This is a genomic window from Psychromicrobium xiongbiense, from assembly GCF_030271165.1.
GTDB classification, from domain to species: domain Bacteria; phylum Actinomycetota; class Actinomycetes; order Actinomycetales; family Micrococcaceae; genus Renibacterium; species Renibacterium xiongbiense.
Genome location: NZ_JASSZH010000024.1, coordinates 62,427 through 81,158, shown reverse-complemented (window position 1 = coordinate 81,158; position 18,732 = coordinate 62,427). Strand labels below are relative to the sequence as shown.

Here is an 18,732-nt window from a genome sequence, read left to right as displayed (position 1 = left end):
ACGGGATTTTAACTGCGTCTGCGTGAAAGGCTCTGTGTGCAGCTCCCCGACCCTGATCTGTCCCTCAGTCCACTGACCGGCTGGACGCGCCAGCACTGGCTGGTTTTCGCCGACGCCCAGCTCCTGGCGGTGCGCCCCTATGCCATGGAGGATCACGCGCTGATCAATCTTCCCGGACGCACGGCACGCTCCGGGTACTGGTCGGATGGCCTGGAGGGCTTTGCCCGGACCTTCCTACTGGCCTCCTTCCGCGTTGCGGGGGAGCGGGGTTCCGATCCACACGGCTATCTGGAGTCCTACCGTCGCGGGTTGGTGGCCGGGGTGAGGGGAGGGTGGCCGCCGATGACGCCGCGCAGCCAGCCCCAGGTGGAAGCGGCCTCGATCGCGATCGGGCTTTACCTGACCAAGGAATGGCTCTGGGAGACGCTTTCCGAAGCAGAGCAGGCCGCGGTGGCCCGCTGGCTTTTCGGCTCCAACGACGGTCCGGCCAATGACAATAACTGGGTGCTTTTCCAGGTGGTTGTGGCCGAGTTCCTGGCGGGCGTGGGGTATGACTACAACCCGGAACATCTGCAGCACGGCTTCCGGCGGCTGGAGGACTGGTACGTCGGTGGCGGGTGGTATCGCGATGGCGATGGCGACTACTTCGACTATTACTGCGCCTGGGCCATGCACCTCTACCCTGTTCTGTGGCTCAGAATGGCCGAGGCTCGTGACCCAGAGCGGGTGGCCCGGTTGAGGCCGGTGTTCGGTGCCCGCCTGGCGGAGTTCCTGCCCGATCATGCCGGGTTTTTCGGCTCATCCGGCTCCCCGGTGTACCAGGGGCGCTCCCTGATCTACCGCTACGCCGCCGTGGCGCCCTTCTTCGCGGCAGCTCTCCTGGGTCTCGATGCGGAGGACGCCCCTGCGGACTCGGGCCTGCGGCCCGGCCAGATCCGGCGGATTGCCAGTGGCGCAGCCCGATTCTTTGTTGACCATGGTGCCTACCGGACGGGCCTGCCGACCATGGGCTGGTTTCACGAATTTCAGCCGATGACCCAGGACTACTCCGGACCGGCCTCACCTTTCTGGTCGAGCAAGGCTTTTGTGGGACTCCTGCTTCCCACCGAACACCCCGTGTGGACTGCGGTGGAAGAGCCGATGCCGGTGGAGCGTGCGGACCGGAGGCGGATTGCCACCGGGCCCAATTTTCTCCTCGCCTCCACCGCCGACGATGGCGTGGCGAGGGTGCTCAACCACGGCAGCGACAAATATTACGGACCGGCACTCAACGACGATCCGGCCTACAGTCGACTGGCGTATTCGAGCCACACGGCACCGCTGTACCACCCGGCGGGGCCGCTGGATAACCATGTGGCGGTGCTGGATGAGTACGGAACAGCGTCCCGGCGGTTGAGGATTCACCGTCTTCCAGCCCGGGCGGGTTCGCTGGCCAGCTACTACCGGCCGGTCTGGGGGATGCAGGATCCGGAGGAATCCCCGTGGCGGATCTCCACCGTCACCGCCACGACCGGCGGTTACGAGGTGCGTTTACACCTGGTCGAGTACTCCGGGCCGGAGGTCCCTGGGGAAGGAATGGCAGTCCTGGTTCGCGAGGGCGGCTACCCGCTGGCGGACCATCAGCCGGAGTCGATCCGGATCGAGGAGCGTGCGGAATCGGCCAGCGTATCGACGGGCTCCCTGCATTCGGTGAGCTCCCTGCATTCGGTGATCTGGCGGCTTTGGGGTTATGAGAGCGTGGCGGTGAGTCACGCCGTCGGGGTGTCGCCGTTGGCCATGCACAGTGCGGTTCCTCTGGTGGAGGGGCACTTCACCGGCCGGCGGACAGTCTTTGCCTCTCTGGTGTACCTCGGCGGAGCCGCACCGCGCACCGCACCGGGGGAGGTCCGCTGTGTGGACCACGGGGACCGGGTGTGGCTGAGCGTCACCCTCGGCGACGGGACGATGCTGGAAGCTGAGCTGCTGGCATCCTGATTTCCCGCCTGGAATCGCATCTGCACATCGCGCCTGGAAGGTGGATGGAGTTCAGACATGGCGGTGGCCCCGGGACATCTCCGGGGCCACCGTTGGTGATCCTGCTCAGTTGGTGACCCTGGTCAGGCGGCAGCCTTCTCCGCGACGCCCTGTACCACGGTGTCCAGAACGGCCGTCAGCCCGGCGACCACTTCGGCATCGTCCTTGGGGTTGACCGCAGCGAAACGCACCAGCGAGCCCGGGATGGACAGCTTGGCGTTCTCCAGAACCTGGGCGCCGGCGACGCCGAGTGCCTTGCGGGTCTCATCCTGAGCCCAGACGCCGCCGAACTGGCCGTAGGCGGTGCCCACCACGGCCGCGGGCTTGCCGGTCAGGGCGCCCTGGCCGTGCGGGCGGGAGAGCCAGTCGATGGCGTTCTTCAGCACCGCGGGAATGGTGCCGTTGTATTCCGGGGTGACCAGCAGGGCTGCGTCTGCAGCGGCGACGGCGTTGCGCAGTCGTTCGGCGGCCGCAGGGACCTGCCCGGGCACATCCAGGTCCTCGTTGTAGAAGGGAATGTTCTCCAGACCCTCAAAGATCGTCAGATCGACGTTCTCCGGGGCGACTGTTACGGCGGCCTCAGCCAGCTGGCGGTTGGTGGAGCCGGCCCGGAGGCTGCCCACGAGCGCAATGATGGTGGTGTTGGACATAGGATTCTCCTCAAATAGTCATCGCCCGAACGGGCGTTCCATCGAGTAAACGGACCGTAGTCCGTTTACTATTCCCGGCCTGAGGAAAAAATGCAGATTTCCCTGAATTCCGGCCCTCCCGAGCCGGAAAATCAGACGGTTGAGCGGGAGGATGCCGCACGCAACCGACGCAAACTCCTGGCGACCGCCTCGACGCTGATTGCCGAGCACGGCATCGAGGCCCTGACCATGGACGAACTTGCCGGACGCGCCTGCGTGGGCAAGGGCACGATCTTCCGTCGGTTCGGCAACCGAGCCGGGCTGTTTGAGGCGCTACTGAGTTATGAAGACGAGCAGTTTCAGGCCGCTCTCATCTCCGGGCCGCCCCCGCTGGGGCCGGGCGCTCCGCCCAGAGAGCGTCTGCTGGCCTACGGGCAGGCGGTCATCAACCGTTCCGAAAATTTCGAGAACTTGCTTCGCGCAGCGCAGGAGAGCTCGGAACGGCGCTGGAGTGGCCCGAGTTCCATGCTGTACCGGCTGCATCTGAGCATGCTACTGCGCCAGATGGTGCCCGGGCCGCACCCTCCAGGTGCCGCCCGCCCGGTGAGTGCCGGCATCGACCCTCAGATTCTGGCCCTGACGCTGTTCCAGGCGCTGCAGCCGGACTTTCTGGTCTACCAGCGGGAAGGGCTGGGGCTGAGCAGGGAAGGGCAGTATGGAGCCTGGGTCTTCCTGGTCGATGCCGTGAGCGCCCAGTTGCGCAGCACCTAGCCGCGCAGCTACTCAGGCGGCCGGAAGGTGAGGGTTCGCTGCCGCGACCGAGGCATTCATGATCCGGCCACCCTGGACGTTGAGACCGGCAGCCAGAGCGGGCGAGGCGAGCAGCGCCTGCTCCACACCGCCTGCCAGCTGGCTGGCATAACGGAGCGTGACATTGGTCAGCGCGTAGGTGGAGGTGTGCGGCACGGCTCCCGGCATATTGGCCACGCAGTAGAACAGCGAGTTGTGTACCCGGAAGGTGGGATCCTGGTGCGTGGTGGGATGGGTGTCCTCGAAGCAGCCGCCCTGATCCACCGCGATGTCGACCAGCACGGAGCCAGGTTTCATCCGGGCCACCAGGGCATTGGTCACTAGTTTGGGGGCCTTGGCTCCGGGGATCAGCACCGAACCGATCACCAGGTCTGCCTCCAGCAGAGACTTCTCGATCTCCAGGGTGTTGGAGGCGATCGTGGTCAGGCGGCCCGCATAGTGGGCATCCAGTTCGCGGAGCCTGGCGATGTTGATATCCAGGATGCTCACATCCGCCCCGGCACCCACGGCCAGGGCTGCGGCATTGGAGCCCGCGACGCCCGCGCCGAGCACCACCACTTTGGCCGGTCGCACGCCGGGGACGCCGCCGAGCAGAACCCCCGGGCCGCCGGCTGGTGAGGTCAGGCACTGTGCGCCGACCTGGACGGACAGTCGTCCGGCGACCTCGGACATCGGGGCCAGCAGTGGCAGAACCCGGCCCTCCTGCACGGTTTCATAGGCGATGGCGGTCGCGCCCGAGGCGACGAGGGCTGCGGTCAGTTCCGGCTCGGCGGCCAGATGCAGGTAGGTGAAAAGCACCAGACCGGGGCGGAAGTAGCCGTATTCGGAGGCGATGGGCTCCTTGACCTTCATGATCATCTCAGCCCGGGCCCAGACGTCCTCCACCGAGGTGAGCTCGGCACCCGCCGCCGCGTATTCGGCGTCGCTGATCGAGGAGCCGATTCCGGCACCGGCCTCCACGATGACCGTATGACCTTGACTGCTCAGTTCATGTACGCCGGAGGCCGTAATGGCGACGCGGAACTCGTTGTTCTTGATCTCTTTCGGCACTCCGATGATCATCAGGCTCTCCAGGTGGCTCGTGGTGGTTCCAGGTGTCTGCCATCAGCGTAGAACCGGTCTGTGGCCGGATGAGCCAGCTCACAGTCCGGCTCCAGAGCGGGGCGGCGGAAATCCGCGCCGTTGCGGGGTGGTTTCTCCGGGCGGCTCGACATTTGTCGATTATGCACTGAGCAATTGTCGTATCCTGTCGAGATGGAGTCTCAGGACGTCGAACAGCTGGTGGAGGACGTGGCGGCACGGCTGGGGCGCGGCCTGTCCCTGGAGGATGTGGACGGCGTGCTGCTCGCCTACAGCTCCAACCAGACTCATGCCGACCGGGTGCGGGTGAACTTCCTGCTCAGCAAGCGAGTCCCTGCCGATGTGAGCAGGTGGCAGTTGGCTCATGGGGTTGCCGTCGCGGTACGCCCTGTGGTGGTGCCCGCCAATGAGGCGCTCGGCATGCTGGGCAGGATCTGTGTTCCGCTGATGGTGCGTGGCTACCGGGTGGGATACCTCTGGATTCAGCTGGAGGAAAGCGGATCGGAGGATGTCCACAGGGAAGGCATGCAGTCCAGTGCGACGGCGATTCTGGGCCAGCTGCCCGCAGTGCGCGACCAGCTGGACCTGCTGGCCGCCGTCCTGCTCGATTCGCATACGGCAGAGTCTGAGCATCGCCGCGCGCGGGAGCAACAATTTCTGGCCGCCTGTGCCGGGGAGCCCGCCGCCCAGGCTGAGTTGGCGGCCTGGCCGGCCTTTCAGCCCCCTGCCTCAGGTTCCTCGAAGGCCGGATCCTGGCAGGTAGTCTGTGCCGTGGAGGTGGGGGTGGCACAGACCGAGGATCCGGTGGCGGCTGTGTTGACGCACCGCAGCGCCGCGCTGCAATCCACGGTGGGCGTGGACGCCGTCGTCTTCACCGCCGGGACGCCGAGTCATTCGGTGTTTCTGTTCCGGGATTCGCAGGCCCGTGCCGCCCACGCGGGGGTCTTGGTGCACTATCAGCTGGAACTGGGCAAGCGGTTGGGTCGCCCGGCGGGTCGGGTGGTGCTGGGATTGAGCGAGCCGGTGTCCAGGCTGTCTGCACTGCCGGTGGCGTATCACCAGGCCCAGGTTGCCGCTCAGGCTGGCGCTGTGGATGCGGGGTTCGGTGAGCTGGTGGAATGCCGCGATGCAGGCATCTACCAGCTGTTTGCCGGATCTGGCGCGCCTGGTCGTGGTCCGACTGGCCGTGGTGCGCCTGGCCGCGTTGGTGAGCGGGCGGCATCGCGCGTTCCGGACCGGGTGGAGTCCGTCTACTACCGCCGAGTCCGGGATGAGGACTCCGGCCATGACCTGCTCCCGATGCTGGAGATGCTCTACGACAGCGATGCGGCGGTTCAGCAGGTGGCCGATGCCCTGCACGTGCACCGGAGCACCATCTATAACCGGGTGGCTCGGGTGCGGCGGATCATTGGCACCGACCCACTGCGCGGTGCCGCCCGGCTGGAACTGCATGCGGCGCTGAAGGCCGAGCGTTGGTCCCGCCGTCCCCGCCTCTGAACTCTGTAGGCCCAGGAGATCGAGTCAGAAGCAAGGCCGGGGTCAGGTCCCTGGGAGGGACGGCGGACTAGACTCGGAGTATGGTCCCTGAACCAGCCCCGGAGCGCACAACGGAGCACACCGTCCTGGAGCCGCATTGGTTCAGCGGAGGTCCTATCCGCACCGCGGTGGTCGGCTATGGCCTGGCGGGTAGCGTTTTCCACGCTCCAGCGCTCGATGCCGACCCCACCTTCCAGCTCGACGCGATTGTCACCGCGAATCCCGAGCGGTCCGCAGCGGCCGCAAGCCGCTACCCGCGGGCCGCCATCGTCGATTCCCTGGACCAGTTGGCCTGGTCGGAGCTCGATCTCGTGGTGCTGGCCAGCCCTCCCGCAACCCACGCGCCCTTCGCTCACCAGGCGCTCGATGCCGGCCTGGCCGTCGTGGTGGACAAACCCTTCGCGACCTCCAGTGCGCAGGCGCTGGAACTGGCCGAGCATGCTGCGCGCGTGCACCGACCGCTGGCGGTCTATCAGAACCGGCGTTGGGATGGCGAGATCCAGACCGCCCGCAGTCTGATCGAGGCGGGTGAACTGGGCGAGGTCTACCGCTTTGAATCCCGCATGGAGCGCTGGGCTCCCAGTATCAGTAAGGCCTGGAAGACGGAGAATCGGGCGGGTAACGGCCTGCTGTTCGATCTGGGGACGCATCTGATTGACCAGGCGCTGCACCTGTTCGGCCCAGTCGAACAGGTCTACGGGGAGCTCGATGCGCGGCGTTTCAATGAACCCAGCGATGACGACGTCTTTGTGGCGCTGCTGCACAGCAATGGCGTCCGCTCTCACCTGAGTGCCAGTGCGACGGTGGCCCAGAAGACCTCCCGGATGCGGGTGCTTGGCTCCAAAGCCGCCTACGTCAAACACTTCGGCGATCTGCAGGAGGAGCAGATTCAGAACGGCATTCTGCCCGGGGATTCCCGCTACGGGGTGGATCCGGCGGACAACTGGGGGACCCTGGGGCGCGGCGAGGATCTGCTGACGGTGCCGACGCTGCGCGGAGACTATCCGGCTTTCTATCGCCTGATGAGCGAGTCCATCCGGCTCGGGGCACCCACGCCGGTGGATCCGATGGAGGCCGTGGAATGCCTGCGGATCGTGGAGGACGTTCTGCGGATCAACGGCCGCTGACCGGCCCGTGATTCAGCCCGCGCACGGGCGTCGTCAACCCTTCTTTCCCGCGGGCATCGGTGGGAGAATTGACCATGGCCAGCTCAGTCAGTGCCGACAATGCAGACAGCGCCTTCACCGGAACACTTCCGGATATCTACGCTCGCCTTCTGGTGCCATTGCTCTTTGAGGACTACGCGGAAGACGTAGCCCGGGACGCAGCAATGACCTTCCCTGCGCGCATCCTGGAGACCGCCGCCGGCACCGGCGTTGTTACCAGGGCCATGGCGCAGGTCCTTCCGGCGGCCCGGCTGACCGCCACCGATCTCAACCCGGGCATGATCGGCGCCGCAGCGGCATCGGGCACGGCATCCGATGCCGTGATCTGGGAACAGGCCGATGCGCAGAGCCTGCCCTTCCCCGACGCCTCCTTTGATGTGGTGGTCACGGCCTTCGGAGCGATGTTTTTCCCGGACCGGATCGGTGCATACCGTGAGGCGCATCGCGTGCTGGCTCCGGGCGGGCGGATGGTGCTCTCGGTCTGGGACCGGCTGCCCCGGAATCCGCTGCCGGAGGCCATCTCCGATGCGCTGATGGAACTGGGCTTTGAGGAGGCGGCGGGGTTCGTCCATCGCGTGCCCTTTGCCTACGATGACCCGCGGCGAATTCGCGAGGAGCTCGATGCCGCAGGCTTCCACGAGGTGCAGATCCGGACCGTGGCGCATCTCACCCGACCCAGTAGTGCCCGGGATGCCGCCATTGCCCATGTTCAGGGAACGCCCACGTTCAATCATGTGGAAGCGGCGAGGCGGGGCAGCGCTGCGGACGTCAGTGAGGCGGTGGCTGAGTTTCTGAGTGATCGATTCGGCCCCGATCCGATCCGGGCCGGTATGAGTGCGCTGGTAGTGACGGCGACCGCCTGACGGCGACGCGAGCAGCGGAAAGGTGGTTGCCCGGAGCCACTTGCGCAAATTGTTGCAGAGTGTGTAATGTTGCACGGTCTGCAAAATTGTCGTTGAGTTTTGACTCCACAGTAACTCCAGCCACTCCCTGAAAGTCCTGGTCGCCAACATGTCCACAAAAACTGAGAACGCCCCGCTGGCACACGCCAGTAAAACCGGGCCCGGAAATGCGGTGATGACCCATCGGCAGATCCTGCTGGTCATCTACGCGCTCATGGCAGGCATGTTCCTGTCCTCCCTGGATCAGACCGTTGTCGGTACCGCGATCCGCACCATCGGTGATGATCTGCACGGTCTGGATCAGCAGGCGTGGGTCACCACGGCCTATCTGATCACCTCCACGATCGCCACGCCGATCTACGGCAAGCTCTCCGATATCTTCGGTCGCCGACCGCTCTATATTTTTGGCCTCGGCGTATTCCTCCTGGGTTCGTTGCTCTCCTCCTTTTCCGACTCGATGCTCATGCTGGCCGCCTTCCGTGGCTTTCAGGGCATTGGTGCCGGTGCGCTGATGTCCATTCCGTTGGCCATCATGGGAGACATCCTGGCGCCCCGTGAGCGTGCCAAATACCAGGGCTACTTCCTGGCCGTCTTCGCCGTCTCCTCCGTGGTCGGCCCGCTGATCGGCGGCCTCTTCGCCGATGCCAACCAGATCCTCTGGATCACCGGCTGGCGCTGGGTCTTCCTGATCAACGTTCCGATCGGCATCGCCGCACTGGTCATGGTGCTCGCCTTCCTGCACCTGCCCAAGGTCAGTGAGCACAAGAAGGTGCGCATTGACTGGGGTGGAGCCACCGCGGTCATCGTCACTCTGGTTCCGCTGCTCCTGGTGGCCGAGCAGGGCCGCGACTGGGGCTGGACCTCCTTCGCCTCCATCACCTGCTACGTGATCGGCACCATCGGCCTTGTCGCCTTCCTGATCATCGAGACGCTTATGAAGCAGGATGCGATCATTCCGCTGCGCCTGTTCAAGTCCGGAACCTTCTCCATGGCCACCATCCTGGGCTTCCTGGTGGGCTTCGCAATGTTCGGTGCCATGCTGACCCTGCCGCTGTACTTGCAACTGGTCACAGGGCTGACGCCTACCGAGTCCGGTTTCGCCACCCTGCCGATGATCCTGGGCCTGATGATCGCCTCGATCGTCTCCGGGCAGCTCATTTCCAAGACCGGGAAATACCGGATCTTCCCGATCACGGGAACCTTCGCCACCGCCTGCGGCTACCTGGTCCTGACCTTCATGACCATCGACAAGCCGCTCTGGTTCCTGATGATCGGTATGTTCCTGATCGGTCTGGGCCTCGGCCAGCTGATGCAGACCCTGACCCTGGCTACCCAGAACGCGGTGCAGCCGCAGGACATGGGCGTCGCCACCAGCGCCTCCACCTTCTTCCGTCAGATCGGCGGAACGCTGGGTACCGCGGTGCTGCTCTCCGTGCTGTTCGCCGTCATGCCGACCAACATCACCACGGCCATGCAGAACGAGGGTGATCTCCGCTCCTCGCTGGACGCGGCGCTGACGCCATCGGTAGCCACCGCACCCGGCAATCAGGGCGTGATGAACCAGCTCTGGAACCCGATTGTGAACCCGGTCAAGGACCAGATTCAGACGGGTCTTGATCAGGGCACTGCGGCAGCGAAGAAGGCGGCCGATGCCGCCGTGACCCAGCAGGTGACGGCGGCAGTTCAGGCCAAGGTGGCAGCCGGTGAGGTGCCGGCGTCGATGGCGCCAGGGCTGATCGCACAGCAGGTGGCAACGGCGACCCCGGCGGCCGAGCAGAAAGCCCTGGAGGCGGCGTCCCAGCAGGCCAATGCCTCCGTGGTGAACGGCAAGCTGAGCATCGACTACGCCAACTCGGCACAGCGCTCCGCTGTGGTGGACAAGCTGGTCCCCACCATGGTGCAGAAGCTCAAGGAGCAGAAGTCGAGCGACAGCGGCAACAGCAGCGCCTCAACCTCGGACACCTCCTACCTCAAGGGTGCAGATCCTCGGCTGACCCGCCAGTTCATGACCGGGTTCAACAACTCGGCCGTGAGCATCTACTGGGTTGGCCTCGGGGTGATTGCGCTGGCGTTCCTGCTCAGCTGGTTCTTCCGGGTGCCTCCGCTGCGTCAGAACTCGGCGCTGCAGGAACAGGCCAACCGCAACGCCGAGGCTGAAGCCGAAGCTGAAGCCGCTCAGGTCTAAGGATCCAGGACTGATTCCGTTGCCGGAAGCTCTGCTCTTGACGGGCGGGGCTTCCGGCAACGGACAGGCCGGACAGGATGCATCCCATGAACAGCGTTCCCCCCACAGACGCCCACGCAGCCTCTCCCGAGGAGGAGGCGGCATCGCCGCACTCGCCGTCTCATTCGCTACGCGAGCGGAAGAAGCAGCAGACCTGGCAGGCCATTCATCAGGCGGCCCGCACCCTGGTGCTGGAACGCGGCCTGGCGCAGGTCACCATCGCGGACATCTGTGCACTTGCCGGGGTGTCGGAACGCACCTTCTTCAACTATTTCCCGTCCAAGGCCCTCGCCTCCCTGGGCCTGCCCGACAAGCCTCTCTCAGAGTCGCGGATACGGCATTTTCTGGAGAGCCGCGAGTCGATCATCGACGGATTGTGTTCGCTGATCGGCAGTCTCTCCAGTGGTTCGGACAGCGTGCCACAACTGAAGAAGCTCATGCACACCGAGCCGGAATTGATGGCGGCGGTGCACCACTGGATGTCCGGGCTCCGGGGCGAAGTGATCGGCCTGGCTGAGCAGAAGACGACGCCGGAGCGCGCCCGTGCCGCGACCTCACTGGTTTTCGCCGCGCTGTTCCTGCAGTCGGACAGCAATGACTCGGGGATTGAGGACCGGCCCACAGCCGAAGAATTGCGCGCCATGGTGGCCCTGCTGGGCGAGATCGCTGCCGGGAAGTAGCCGCGCGACGTAGGGCTGCGGCTGCCTCAGCCCGGAATGTTCCAGAGCCAGCCCGACCCCTTGGTGTCCTGCTGCGAGAGCACCACTGAACCGGCGGCCACGGGAGAATCCAGAATCACCAGACCGCGCTCCTTCTGCGAGGGGCCGATCCTTGCCGGGAGCCCCGTGCCGTCATCGAGGCAGGCATGTGCCGGCCAGGTGTCCAAGGCCGTACCGGGGGTGATCGCCCCATCCGGGGCGATGATGTCAAAGTCGCGGGGGCTCACACCAAAGTAGGGAGTCGTCGAGCTGGAAAGCAGGCTGTAGGTCTCCACCCACATTTCAACGGCCACAAAGTGGCCGTTTTTCGGTTTAAGGGCAGGGTCCACCGGGCAGGAAAAATTGGCCGTGATGGCGGCCACCGAAAAGCTGGCCAATCGGATGTTCGGGTCGTTGTCCCTGATCACGCCAGCCAGCTGACCGATCTGCTTGTGCAGAAACCCTTTGGAATCGAGGGACGCCGGTCCCACCGAGGTGGGAAGGTTGAAATCGCTGCGCGGGGTGGCCGGCGAGTTGTCGGTCCCGGTGCGATCCTTGCCGGGCTGCGAACCGGCCGCCGTTGCGGTGGGCGCAGATCCGCCGCCCGATCCGGCCGGTGCCCAGATCCCCGAACCGCCGGAAGTGCTGCTGCAGCCGGTGAGGACTGCCAGCAACACGACGATCAGCAGGGCCAGCGCCGGGGTGGCCTGGCCGGTCGCCTTCTTCACCCGCCCGGAAATTGCCGTGTGCCGACCGGAAAATGACGCGCCCCGGGCCCGGGGCGAGCGGGGGCATTGCAGCACAGGCTTCGTCATGGATCGCTTTCCGCGGGCAGGTAGAGTAAATCCAGATTACCGCCAGCCACGACGGGGAGGCACCTCATGAGCGACCGGAACACTCCACGGCAGGCTGGCGCCGCAGCGAACGGTCTCTCTTCGGACGGCACCCCCTCGTTCGGAGGACCTGCCGTAGAGGCGGACCCGCTGGCTGAGCCGACCGTGGGTGTCCGTCCGCTCTGGGTGAGCGCCGTCGTCCTGGTTAACGTCGGTATCAATGCCGCCTTCTTCGGTCCGATCCAGGTGCTGCTGGGCAATCAGGCCATCGCCTTCGATGAAGCGCATAAGGAGGCGATTCTGGCGCTGGTGACCGGCTGTGGTGCCGCGGTGTCGCTGGTGGCCAATCCGCTGTTCGGCGCCCTCTCTGACCGCACCCGGTCCCGCTTCGGCCGACGCGTGCCCTGGGTGGTGATCGGCGCCATCCTGGGCTCACTTGCGCTGCTGGGGCTGACCGTGGCTCCCAGCGTGGCTCTCATGGCCGCCCTGTGGTGTCTGGTACAGCTGGGCTGCAACGGCATGCTGGCCTCCGTGACGGCCGCCATCCCGGACCGGGTGCCGGTGCGCCAGCGCGGTTCGATCGGTGGGTTCGTCGCCATGGGCACGGTGATCGGGATTCTGTGCGGTGCCGCCATGGGGGCCGTTGCCGGGAAGAACTTCGCTCTGGGCTACGTGATCTGTGCCGTGGCACTCATCGCTGGGGTGCTGCTCTATCTCTTCCAGAGCCAGGACGCGCCCACCGAGGGGCTTCCCCGGGAGCCATGGTCGATGGCGGGATTTCTGCGCGGCTTCTGGATCAACCCACGGCGCTACCCGGATTTCGGCTGGGCCTGGCTGACCCGGTTCCTGGTCCAGCTGGGCGTCCAGTTGTGCATCGTCTATCTGCTCTTCTTCCTGCGCGACCGCGTGGGGTATACCGAGCCGGAGTTCGGGGTGCTCGTGCTGACCGGTATCTTCAGCCTGCTGACCCTGGTCACGGCCGGCATCGGCGGTTGGTGGGCGGACCGGCTGGGACGGCGGAAGATCTTCGTCATGGTTTCCTCTGCGGTTATTGCTCTCGCAGCCGTGACCCTGGCCTTTTTCCCCACCTGGTCCGGTGCTCTGCTCGGGGCTGGACTGCTCGGCATCGGGCAGGGTGTCTATCTGGCCGTTGACCTGGCGTTGCTCACCGAGGTCCTGCCCACAGCTGCCAGCCGGGGTAAAGACCTGGGCGTGATCAATGTGGCGAACTCCCTGCCTCAGGTGCTCTCCGGCGTGATGGCGGCCTTCCTGGTCACCGTGGTGGGCAGCTATGTGGCGCTGTATCTGGTGGCCGGGGTGATCGGGATTCTGGGCGCGGTGTTCGTGCTCCGGATCAAGAGCGTGCGCTGAGCATTCGCTGAGCTGGCCGGAATACTCACAGCCTTCTGAGGCTACTGGTCAGTAACATGGCTCTATGCATCTGTTGTTGCGCACCCTCTTCCACCTGATCTTCTCTGCCACCAAGGAGCCCCTGGGGCTGTGGGAGCGCTCCACGTTGCGGATGCGCGCCTGGCTCACCGACATCGATGTGGCAGGGCACATCAACAATGGCATGTATTTTTCGCTGATGGATCTGGGGCGCATCGACCTGCTGATCCGGGCCGGGATCTGGAAGCCGATGCGCGCCCGGGGCTGGATGCCGGTGATGAGCGCGGAGACCATCACCTTCCGCAAATCGGTCACCCTGTGGACCAGATTCTCGCTGGAGACCCGGTTGCTGGGCTTTGACGGTAAAGCGATGATTTTTGAACAGTGCATTGTGGTTGACGGCGAGATCTACGTCCGCGCGCATATGGCCATGAGGTTCGTGGCGAACCGGCGGCCGGTGGACAACGAGGAACTGGCGGCCCTGATCGGGGACAGCCCGGAGGGTCATCAGGTGCCCGACTGGGTAGGGCAGTGGAGGAGTTCCACCGCCCTACCCGGAGCGCGTCAACCCGCGCCGTACTCTCCCGCCGAGAGGTGAGATCACGCCCTTAAACGGCGCTTTGAGGGGCATTACCTCACCTCTCGGCGGGATCTCAGAGCGTTCAGCCCTCGTTGCCGCGGATGGCGGCCATGAACCGGGCGGTTCGATGCCGGAGGCCCTCGAGATTGTGCTCCCGGGTCTGTTCCCAGTCACCGCGCCGCTGGCTCTGCGGAACGGGAACCCGCAGATTTGCCGAGCACTGGAAATCAGCGCAAATCAGCGTGCCGAGAGTGTTTCCGGCCCGGCCTGCTGCCCCGGCGCGCCGTGCGACATAAAGGTACACCTCCACCTCGCAGCGCACATCGCGGCAGAGATCGCAGAGCACCTTACGCAGCTTGCCGCTACCGCCCTCGGGCGCGCGCAGGATGGCGGAGGTGATCGTGCCGTCGTCCGCCGGGAACACGAGGTACCCGCGCTGAGGCATTTTGGGGTCCCGCCAGCCGAGGTAATCGAGCTCCTCCCAGCGCAGCTGGGCAAAGTCGGCCGGGAAGGTGATGGCCTTGATCTCGCTGCGACTCGCATTGAGGAAGCTGGAACGGATCTGGTCCTGGGTCAGAGGAAGCATGGGAAGTCCTTGAACATCGGAAGGTGCTGGAATCAGGGCAGCTGGGCCGGGTCTGGGCGCGCTCAAAGCGCCCGGAGGGGTGGCCCTGGGCATCGGCGACCGGGTAGGTCAGCTATTCGCCGATGCGACCTTGAGTTCCATGAAGGCCACGTGGCCAACTCACTTCCTGGGGCGCGTTCCGTCGCAGCCCCGGTTCATGACACGTTCCGAGAGGCCCATCAGGAGTGCCGAACCTGAGGCGTCCTGGGGACCACTGAACATTCTAGACAGGGTGGCTCCTCCGCTGGCAAACGGCTGGTCTCAAACGTCCGGTCTCAATCGGCTGGCGTAGCGTAGGGCTCATGAGTGTTGGGCCGTTGATTCTGAAGGTGCCCCTGCGGTGGGGAGACATGGATGCCTATGGGCACATCAACAATGTGGAGATCGTGCGCATTCTGGAAGAGGCCCGGGTCCACGCCTTCGGGCCGCCTGCCGGAACGGGCCGTCCCGGCGTCCCCGTGGATCTTCCGGTGTTCAACGATCTGCCCGACGGCGTGCAGACTCTGGTGGTGGAACATCGGATCAAGTATCTCCAGCCGCTGAACTACCGCAACGTCCCGGTCGAGGTCCAGCTGTGGGTCAGCGGACTCAAGGGCGCCAGCCTGACGCTGGCGTACGCCATCGTCGATCCCGTGGAGAACGTGCGCTGCGTGGTGGCGGAAACGGCACTGGCGTTCTTCGATGAACCTGCCGGGCGGCTCGTCCGGCTCAATCCGGAGCATCGCCGCAGGCTGGAGCCGTTGCTTGGACCCTCGCCGTTCAGCTCCCGCTGAGGACCGGGCTCGCTGCCAGACCGTTCATTGTCCACTTGCGCACAGTGCGAAGCGCCGACACTGTGCGCAAGTGGACAATGAACGGCGCGGCCTCCGCCATATCAGCCGCACCATGAATTAGATCACATAGCTGTTTCTTAATTGCCCCGGGTTGCGTTAGGGTTTCTTAGGTTTGGTTTACCTAACTATCCGCGCCTCGTGGGCCCGTCCCTGTCGAGGTGGACCTTCCATTGCAAGGACTTTCGCCGTGATCTCGCTACGCCCCACCCTCACTGCAATAGCCGCTGCCCTGGCCGTCGCTGCTGTGAGTCTCACCGCCTGCTCCACGGGCAGCATCGCCTCCTCCGACGCCGGGACTGCGCCAACAGGCAGTAGCGCAGATGCCTCCGCCTTCCCGGTCAGCCTGCCAAACAACTTCGGCACCACGGTGATCCCCAGGCTCCCACAACGTGTCGCAACGATCAGCTGGACCAACGATGACGTCGCCCTGGCCCTCGGCGTGATCCCGGTGGCCGTTCCGCGCATCACCTGGGGTGGCGATGCCCAGGGATCGACCCCCTGGAAGAACGCGGCCCTGGAAAAACTGGGAGCACCGCTGGGCAACCCGAAGGCGCCGACGCTGTACTCCGAGGAGGACGGCGTGAACTTCACCGCTCTGGCCCAGGCCGCACCGGACGTCATCCTGGCCGCCTATTCGGGGCTCAGCCGTGAGGACTACGACAAGCTCAGCAAGATCGCGCCCGTGGTGGCCTACCAGGGCGAGCGCTACAGCACCGCCTGGCAGGACTCCACGCTGACCATCGGCAAAGCGCTGGGGCGTGAAGGGCAGGCCAGGGATCTCGTGACGAGCGTGCAGCAAACAATCAAGAGCGCAGCCGCCGCCCACCCGCAGCTGGCGGGGAAGTCGTTCATCGCCGCGAACCTGGAAACCAGGAACAACACCGTGATCAACCTCTACGCCGCAGACGATTCGCGCTCACGGTTCATGGCGGAGCTGGGACTGACGCTGGCTCCCGTGGTGTCGGAGGCCAGCAAGGGCACGCCCGGCTTCTACATCCCGTGGTCCGCGGAAAAGGCGAGCGAGCTCAACTCCAATGTGCTGCTGAGCTGGCTGCCCGATGGAACCACCACACACGACCTGCTGGCGGACCCGCTGCTGGGTCAGATTCCGGCCCTGAAAAAGGGCGGGCTGATTGCGGATTCGGACAAAACCCTCAGCCTGGCCATCTCCGCGTCCTCGCCGTTGAGCCTGCCCTGGAGCCTTGACCGGATACTGCCCCAGATGGTCGCCGCGGTCGACGCCAGTTCCGCCCACTGACCACGATGACGGTCCGCAGACGTCGGCTCCTGATTCTGGGGGCGCTCGGGCTGGCCCTTCTGCTGGCAGCCTTGCTCTCGATGGCGGTCGGAGCCCGATCGGTGCCGCTCGCCACGGTGGCAGAGGTGCTGGGGAACCTCGGTGCGGCTCCACACGGTGGTGCCGGTGGTGCCGGTGGTGCCCTGACTTCCGGTGCCCTGACGAGCGGCGATATGGCCGTGGTGCAGAGCCGCATCCCCCGTACGATGGCCGCACTGCTGGTCGGCGCCTGCCTGGGCCTGGCCGGCACCGCGATGCAGGGCATGGTGCGCAACCCGCTGGCCGATCCGGGGCTGCTCGGAATCAACTCGGGTGCCGCGCTCGCCGTCGTCTGCGCCTCGGCCTTCCTGGGCCTGCAGTCCATCACTGGCTATCTCTGGTTCGCCTTCCTCGGCTCGGCGCTGGCCGCCATCGTGGTCTATGCCGTGGCCAGTCTGGGCCGTGGCGGTGCCACCCCGGTGAAGCTGGCGCTGGCCGGTGCTGCGCTGACCGCGGGGCTGAGCTCGTTGGTCAGCGCGGTGCTGATCACCCATCAGAATGCCTTTGACGCCTTCCGTAACTGGCAGGTCGGCTCCTTCGCCGGGGCTGGCTGGCCGGAGCTGGTGGCCGTGCTGCCGCTCATGGCGTTGGGTGTGCTGCTGGTGGTCTTCGCCGGGCGGTGGTTGAACGCACTGGCCCTGGGCGATGATCTGGCCCGCGGGCTGGGTCAGCGGCCCGCTGTGGCACGTGCCGTGACGGCGCTTGGCGTGGTTCTGCTCTGCGGCAGTGCGACGGCGCTGGCGGGTCCGATCGGCTTCATCGGACTGGTGGTTCCGCACCTGCTGCGGGCGTTCGGCGGGGCTGACTATCAGTGGTTGCTGCCGGGTTCCCTGCTGGTAGCGCCGCTGCTGGTGGTGCTGGCCGACGTGGTGGGCCGGATGATTCTGCTGCCCGGCGAGGTCTCGGCCGGGGTGGTGGCGGTGTTCCTGGGCGCGCCGGTGTTCATCTGGCTGGTCCGCGGACGTCAGGCGGTGGCCCTGTGACTGGTGGCCCTGTGATCTCTACCGAAGTACGTCCGATGCCGGCCCTGCCCGCCCAGCGCCGAGGCCGTCAACGGCGCACCCGGCTGGTCTGCTCGCTGCTGGCCCTGGTGGTGTTCGGGCTCCTGGCCGCCGACATCCTGCTGGGCAGCTTCACCGTCACCGTGCCGGACTTCCTGGCGATTCTGGGTGGGAAAAACATTCCCGGAGCCAGCTTCATCGTGATGGAAAACAAGCTTCCGCGCAGCATTCTGGCGCTGCTGGTGGGCGCGGCATTCGGCGTGGCCGGGCAGATCTTCCAGACCATGCTGCGCAACCCGCTGGCCAGCCCGGACGTCATCGGCATTTCCAGTGGGGCCAGCGCCAGCGCCGTGGTGGCTATTGTGCTTTTCTCGGCCAGCGGCGCGGCCGTGTCGGTTCTCGCAGTGCTCGGGGCGCTGGTCGTCGCCGGGACGATCAGTTTGCTGGCCCGGGGGCGCTCCGGGGCCGCGCTGGCGCGAGCCGGGGGCCGCCTGATCCTGATCGGCATCGGCGTCGCCGCCCTGATGAATGCCCTGGTGGTGTTCCTGATGCAGCGGGCGCAGGTGTACCGGGCGCAGGAGGCCCTGATCTGGCTGACCGGATCGCTGAACCAGGCCTCCTGGCAGCGAATCGGGGTGCTGCTGGTGGGGCTGATGGTGGTGGCGCCGTTTGCGGTGTTCTACCTGTCCAGGCTCCGGGTGCTCGTGCTGGGCGGTGATCTGGCCGCGGGGCTGGGGGTTCCGGTCAGCCGGACGGTCCTGGGGCTCAGCGCCGTCGGGGTGGCGCTGGCTGCGCTCGCCACCGCAGCCACCGGCCCCATCAGCTTCGTCTCCTTCCTGGCCGGTCCCATCTCCCGGCGCCTGCTCCGTGGCCGGGTGTCCTTTGCTGCTGCCGCGCTGGTGGGGGCTGGCATCGTGCTCGCGGCCGACTATGCCGCCGCCTACCTGCTGCCCGGAGGCGCGATGCCGGTCGGCGTGGTCACCGGGGCGGCAGGGGCGCCCTTCCTGCTGTGGCTTCTGGCCCGCGGCTCCGGCTCAGGCACAGGACAAACCAGATCATGAGAACCGAAATCCCCGT

17 protein-coding genes are annotated in these 18,732 nt (G+C 65.9%); 13 read left to right on the top strand and 4 right to left on the bottom strand.

From position 1 onward, the window contains the following. Positions 1 to 36 precede the first annotated feature (36 nt). Positions 37 to 1,974, top strand: coding sequence for a DUF2264 domain-containing protein (locus QQM37_RS09675; RefSeq protein ID WP_285726947.1), 1,938 nt, complete (start codon positions 37 to 39; stop codon positions 1,972 to 1,974). A gap of 122 nt (positions 1,975 to 2,096) precedes the next feature. Here the strand turns inward: QQM37_RS09675 and QQM37_RS09670 are convergent, their stop codons facing one another. Further along, positions 2,097 to 2,663 carry an NAD(P)H-dependent oxidoreductase gene (locus tag QQM37_RS09670; protein ID WP_285726945.1) on the bottom strand — a complete coding sequence of 189 codons (567 nt, stop codon included), beginning with the start codon at positions 2,661 to 2,663 and terminating at the stop codon, positions 2,097 to 2,099. A gap of 90 nt (positions 2,664 to 2,753) precedes the next feature. Here QQM37_RS09670 and QQM37_RS09665 point away from each other — a divergent pair, with 90 nt between their 5' ends. Further along, complete coding sequence (locus QQM37_RS09665) at positions 2,754 to 3,413, top strand: TetR/AcrR family transcriptional regulator (protein ID WP_285726943.1); 660 nt, start codon at positions 2,754 to 2,756, stop codon at positions 3,411 to 3,413. A gap of 12 nt (positions 3,414 to 3,425) precedes the next feature. Here the strand turns inward: QQM37_RS09665 and ald are convergent, their stop codons facing one another. Further along, positions 3,426 to 4,514: an alanine dehydrogenase gene (gene ald / locus QQM37_RS09660; protein ID WP_285726940.1), complete on the bottom strand. Its 1,089-nt coding sequence runs from the start codon at positions 4,512 to 4,514 to the stop codon at positions 3,426 to 3,428. Between the two features lie 192 nt (positions 4,515 to 4,706). Between ald and QQM37_RS09655 the strand changes: the two genes are divergently transcribed. The 5 genes from QQM37_RS09655 to QQM37_RS09635 all read left to right on the top strand — a co-directional run bounded on the left by QQM37_RS09655 (position 4,707) and on the right by QQM37_RS09635 (position 11,040). Then, positions 4,707 to 6,029, top strand: a complete 1,323-nt coding sequence (locus QQM37_RS09655; RefSeq protein WP_285726938.1) for a helix-turn-helix domain-containing protein — start codon at positions 4,707 to 4,709, stop codon at positions 6,027 to 6,029. Positions 6,030 to 6,109: 80 nt separating this feature from the next. Continuing rightward, entirely contained in the window at positions 6,110 to 7,195 is a 1,086-nt protein-coding gene (locus QQM37_RS09650) for a Gfo/Idh/MocA family protein (RefSeq protein WP_285726936.1), read from the top strand. 74 nt (positions 7,196 to 7,269) lie between these two features. Further along, entirely contained in the window at positions 7,270 to 8,097 is an 828-nt protein-coding gene (locus QQM37_RS09645; protein WP_285726934.1) for a class I SAM-dependent methyltransferase, read from the top strand. Positions 8,098 to 8,245: 148 nt separating this feature from the next. Continuing rightward, positions 8,246 to 10,321: an MDR family MFS transporter gene (locus QQM37_RS09640; RefSeq protein WP_420030153.1), complete on the top strand. Its 2,076-nt coding sequence runs from the start codon at positions 8,246 to 8,248 to the stop codon at positions 10,319 to 10,321. An 86-nt stretch (positions 10,322 to 10,407) separates the two neighbouring features. Beyond that, positions 10,408 to 11,040, top strand: coding sequence for a TetR/AcrR family transcriptional regulator (locus tag QQM37_RS09635; RefSeq protein ID WP_285726933.1), 633 nt, complete (start codon positions 10,408 to 10,410; stop codon positions 11,038 to 11,040). Between the two features lie 26 nt (positions 11,041 to 11,066). On the opposite strand, the gene QQM37_RS09630 is transcribed toward QQM37_RS09635, so the two are convergent. Next, complete coding sequence (locus QQM37_RS09630; RefSeq protein ID WP_285726932.1) at positions 11,067 to 11,873, bottom strand: hypothetical protein; 807 nt, start codon at positions 11,871 to 11,873, stop codon at positions 11,067 to 11,069. A 66-nt stretch (positions 11,874 to 11,939) separates the two neighbouring features. Between QQM37_RS09630 and QQM37_RS09625 the strand changes: the two genes are divergently transcribed. Next, a complete protein-coding gene (locus QQM37_RS09625; protein WP_285726931.1) occupies positions 11,940 to 13,262 on the top strand; it encodes an MFS transporter in 1,323 nt (440 codons plus the stop codon). A gap of 64 nt (positions 13,263 to 13,326) precedes the next feature. Beyond that, positions 13,327 to 13,878 carry an acyl-CoA thioesterase gene (locus QQM37_RS09620; protein WP_285726929.1) on the top strand — a complete coding sequence of 184 codons (552 nt, stop codon included), beginning with the start codon at positions 13,327 to 13,329 and terminating at the stop codon, positions 13,876 to 13,878. A gap of 64 nt (positions 13,879 to 13,942) precedes the next feature. Here QQM37_RS09620 and QQM37_RS09615 read toward each other — a convergent pair whose 3' ends face one another. Next, positions 13,943 to 14,446 (bottom strand): FBP domain-containing protein, encoded by a 504-nt coding sequence (locus QQM37_RS09615; RefSeq protein WP_285726927.1) that lies wholly within the window; start codon positions 14,444 to 14,446, stop codon positions 13,943 to 13,945. 341 nt (positions 14,447 to 14,787) lie between these two features. On the opposite strand from QQM37_RS09615, the gene QQM37_RS09610 reads away from it, so the two are divergent. From QQM37_RS09610 to QQM37_RS09595, 4 genes are all read left to right on the top strand, one after another. Further along, positions 14,788 to 15,258 carry an acyl-CoA thioesterase gene (locus tag QQM37_RS09610; RefSeq protein WP_285726925.1) on the top strand — a complete coding sequence of 157 codons (471 nt, stop codon included), beginning with the start codon at positions 14,788 to 14,790 and terminating at the stop codon, positions 15,256 to 15,258. A gap of 247 nt (positions 15,259 to 15,505) precedes the next feature. Beyond that, entirely contained in the window at positions 15,506 to 16,576 is a 1,071-nt protein-coding gene (locus tag QQM37_RS09605) for an ABC transporter substrate-binding protein (protein ID WP_285726922.1), read from the top strand. Between the two features lie 5 nt (positions 16,577 to 16,581). Beyond that, a complete protein-coding gene (locus QQM37_RS09600) occupies positions 16,582 to 17,637 on the top strand; it encodes a FecCD family ABC transporter permease (RefSeq protein WP_285726920.1) in 1,056 nt (351 codons plus the stop codon). A 35-nt stretch (positions 17,638 to 17,672) separates the two neighbouring features. Then, positions 17,673 to 18,716 (top strand): FecCD family ABC transporter permease, encoded by a 1,044-nt coding sequence (locus QQM37_RS09595; protein WP_285726918.1) that lies wholly within the window; start codon positions 17,673 to 17,675, stop codon positions 18,714 to 18,716. Positions 18,717 to 18,732 lie beyond the last annotated feature (16 nt).

Bases quoted from the DNA above. Each gene is read 5' to 3' on its own strand.
- QQM37_RS09670 (WP_285726945.1), bottom strand. From the start codon at position 2,663: ATGTCCAACACCACCATCATTGCGCTCGTGGGCAGCCTCCGGGCCGGC.
- QQM37_RS09665 (WP_285726943.1), top strand. From the start codon at position 2,754: ATGCAGATTTCCCTGAATTCCGGCCCTCCCGAGCCGGAAAATCAGACG.
- ald (WP_285726940.1), bottom strand. From the start codon at position 4,514: ATGATCATCGGAGTGCCGAAAGAGATCAAGAACAACGAGTTCCGCGTC.
- QQM37_RS09655 (WP_285726938.1), top strand. From the start codon at position 4,707: ATGGAGTCTCAGGACGTCGAACAGCTGGTGGAGGACGTGGCGGCACGG.
- QQM37_RS09650 (WP_285726936.1), top strand. From the start codon at position 6,110: ATGGTCCCTGAACCAGCCCCGGAGCGCACAACGGAGCACACCGTCCTG.
- QQM37_RS09645 (WP_285726934.1), top strand. From the start codon at position 7,270: ATGGCCAGCTCAGTCAGTGCCGACAATGCAGACAGCGCCTTCACCGGA.
- QQM37_RS09640 (WP_420030153.1), top strand. From the start codon at position 8,246: ATGTCCACAAAAACTGAGAACGCCCCGCTGGCACACGCCAGTAAAACC.
- QQM37_RS09635 (WP_285726933.1), top strand. From the start codon at position 10,408: ATGAACAGCGTTCCCCCCACAGACGCCCACGCAGCCTCTCCCGAGGAG.
- QQM37_RS09630 (WP_285726932.1), bottom strand. From the start codon at position 11,873: ATGACGAAGCCTGTGCTGCAATGCCCCCGCTCGCCCCGGGCCCGGGGC.
- QQM37_RS09625 (WP_285726931.1), top strand. From the start codon at position 11,940: ATGAGCGACCGGAACACTCCACGGCAGGCTGGCGCCGCAGCGAACGGT.
- QQM37_RS09620 (WP_285726929.1), top strand. From the start codon at position 13,327: ATGCATCTGTTGTTGCGCACCCTCTTCCACCTGATCTTCTCTGCCACC.
- QQM37_RS09615 (WP_285726927.1), bottom strand. From the start codon at position 14,446: ATGCTTCCTCTGACCCAGGACCAGATCCGTTCCAGCTTCCTCAATGCG.
- QQM37_RS09610 (WP_285726925.1), top strand. From the start codon at position 14,788: ATGAGTGTTGGGCCGTTGATTCTGAAGGTGCCCCTGCGGTGGGGAGAC.
- QQM37_RS09600 (WP_285726920.1), top strand. From the start codon at position 16,582: ATGACGGTCCGCAGACGTCGGCTCCTGATTCTGGGGGCGCTCGGGCTG.
- QQM37_RS09595 (WP_285726918.1), top strand. From the start codon at position 17,673: ATGCCGGCCCTGCCCGCCCAGCGCCGAGGCCGTCAACGGCGCACCCGG.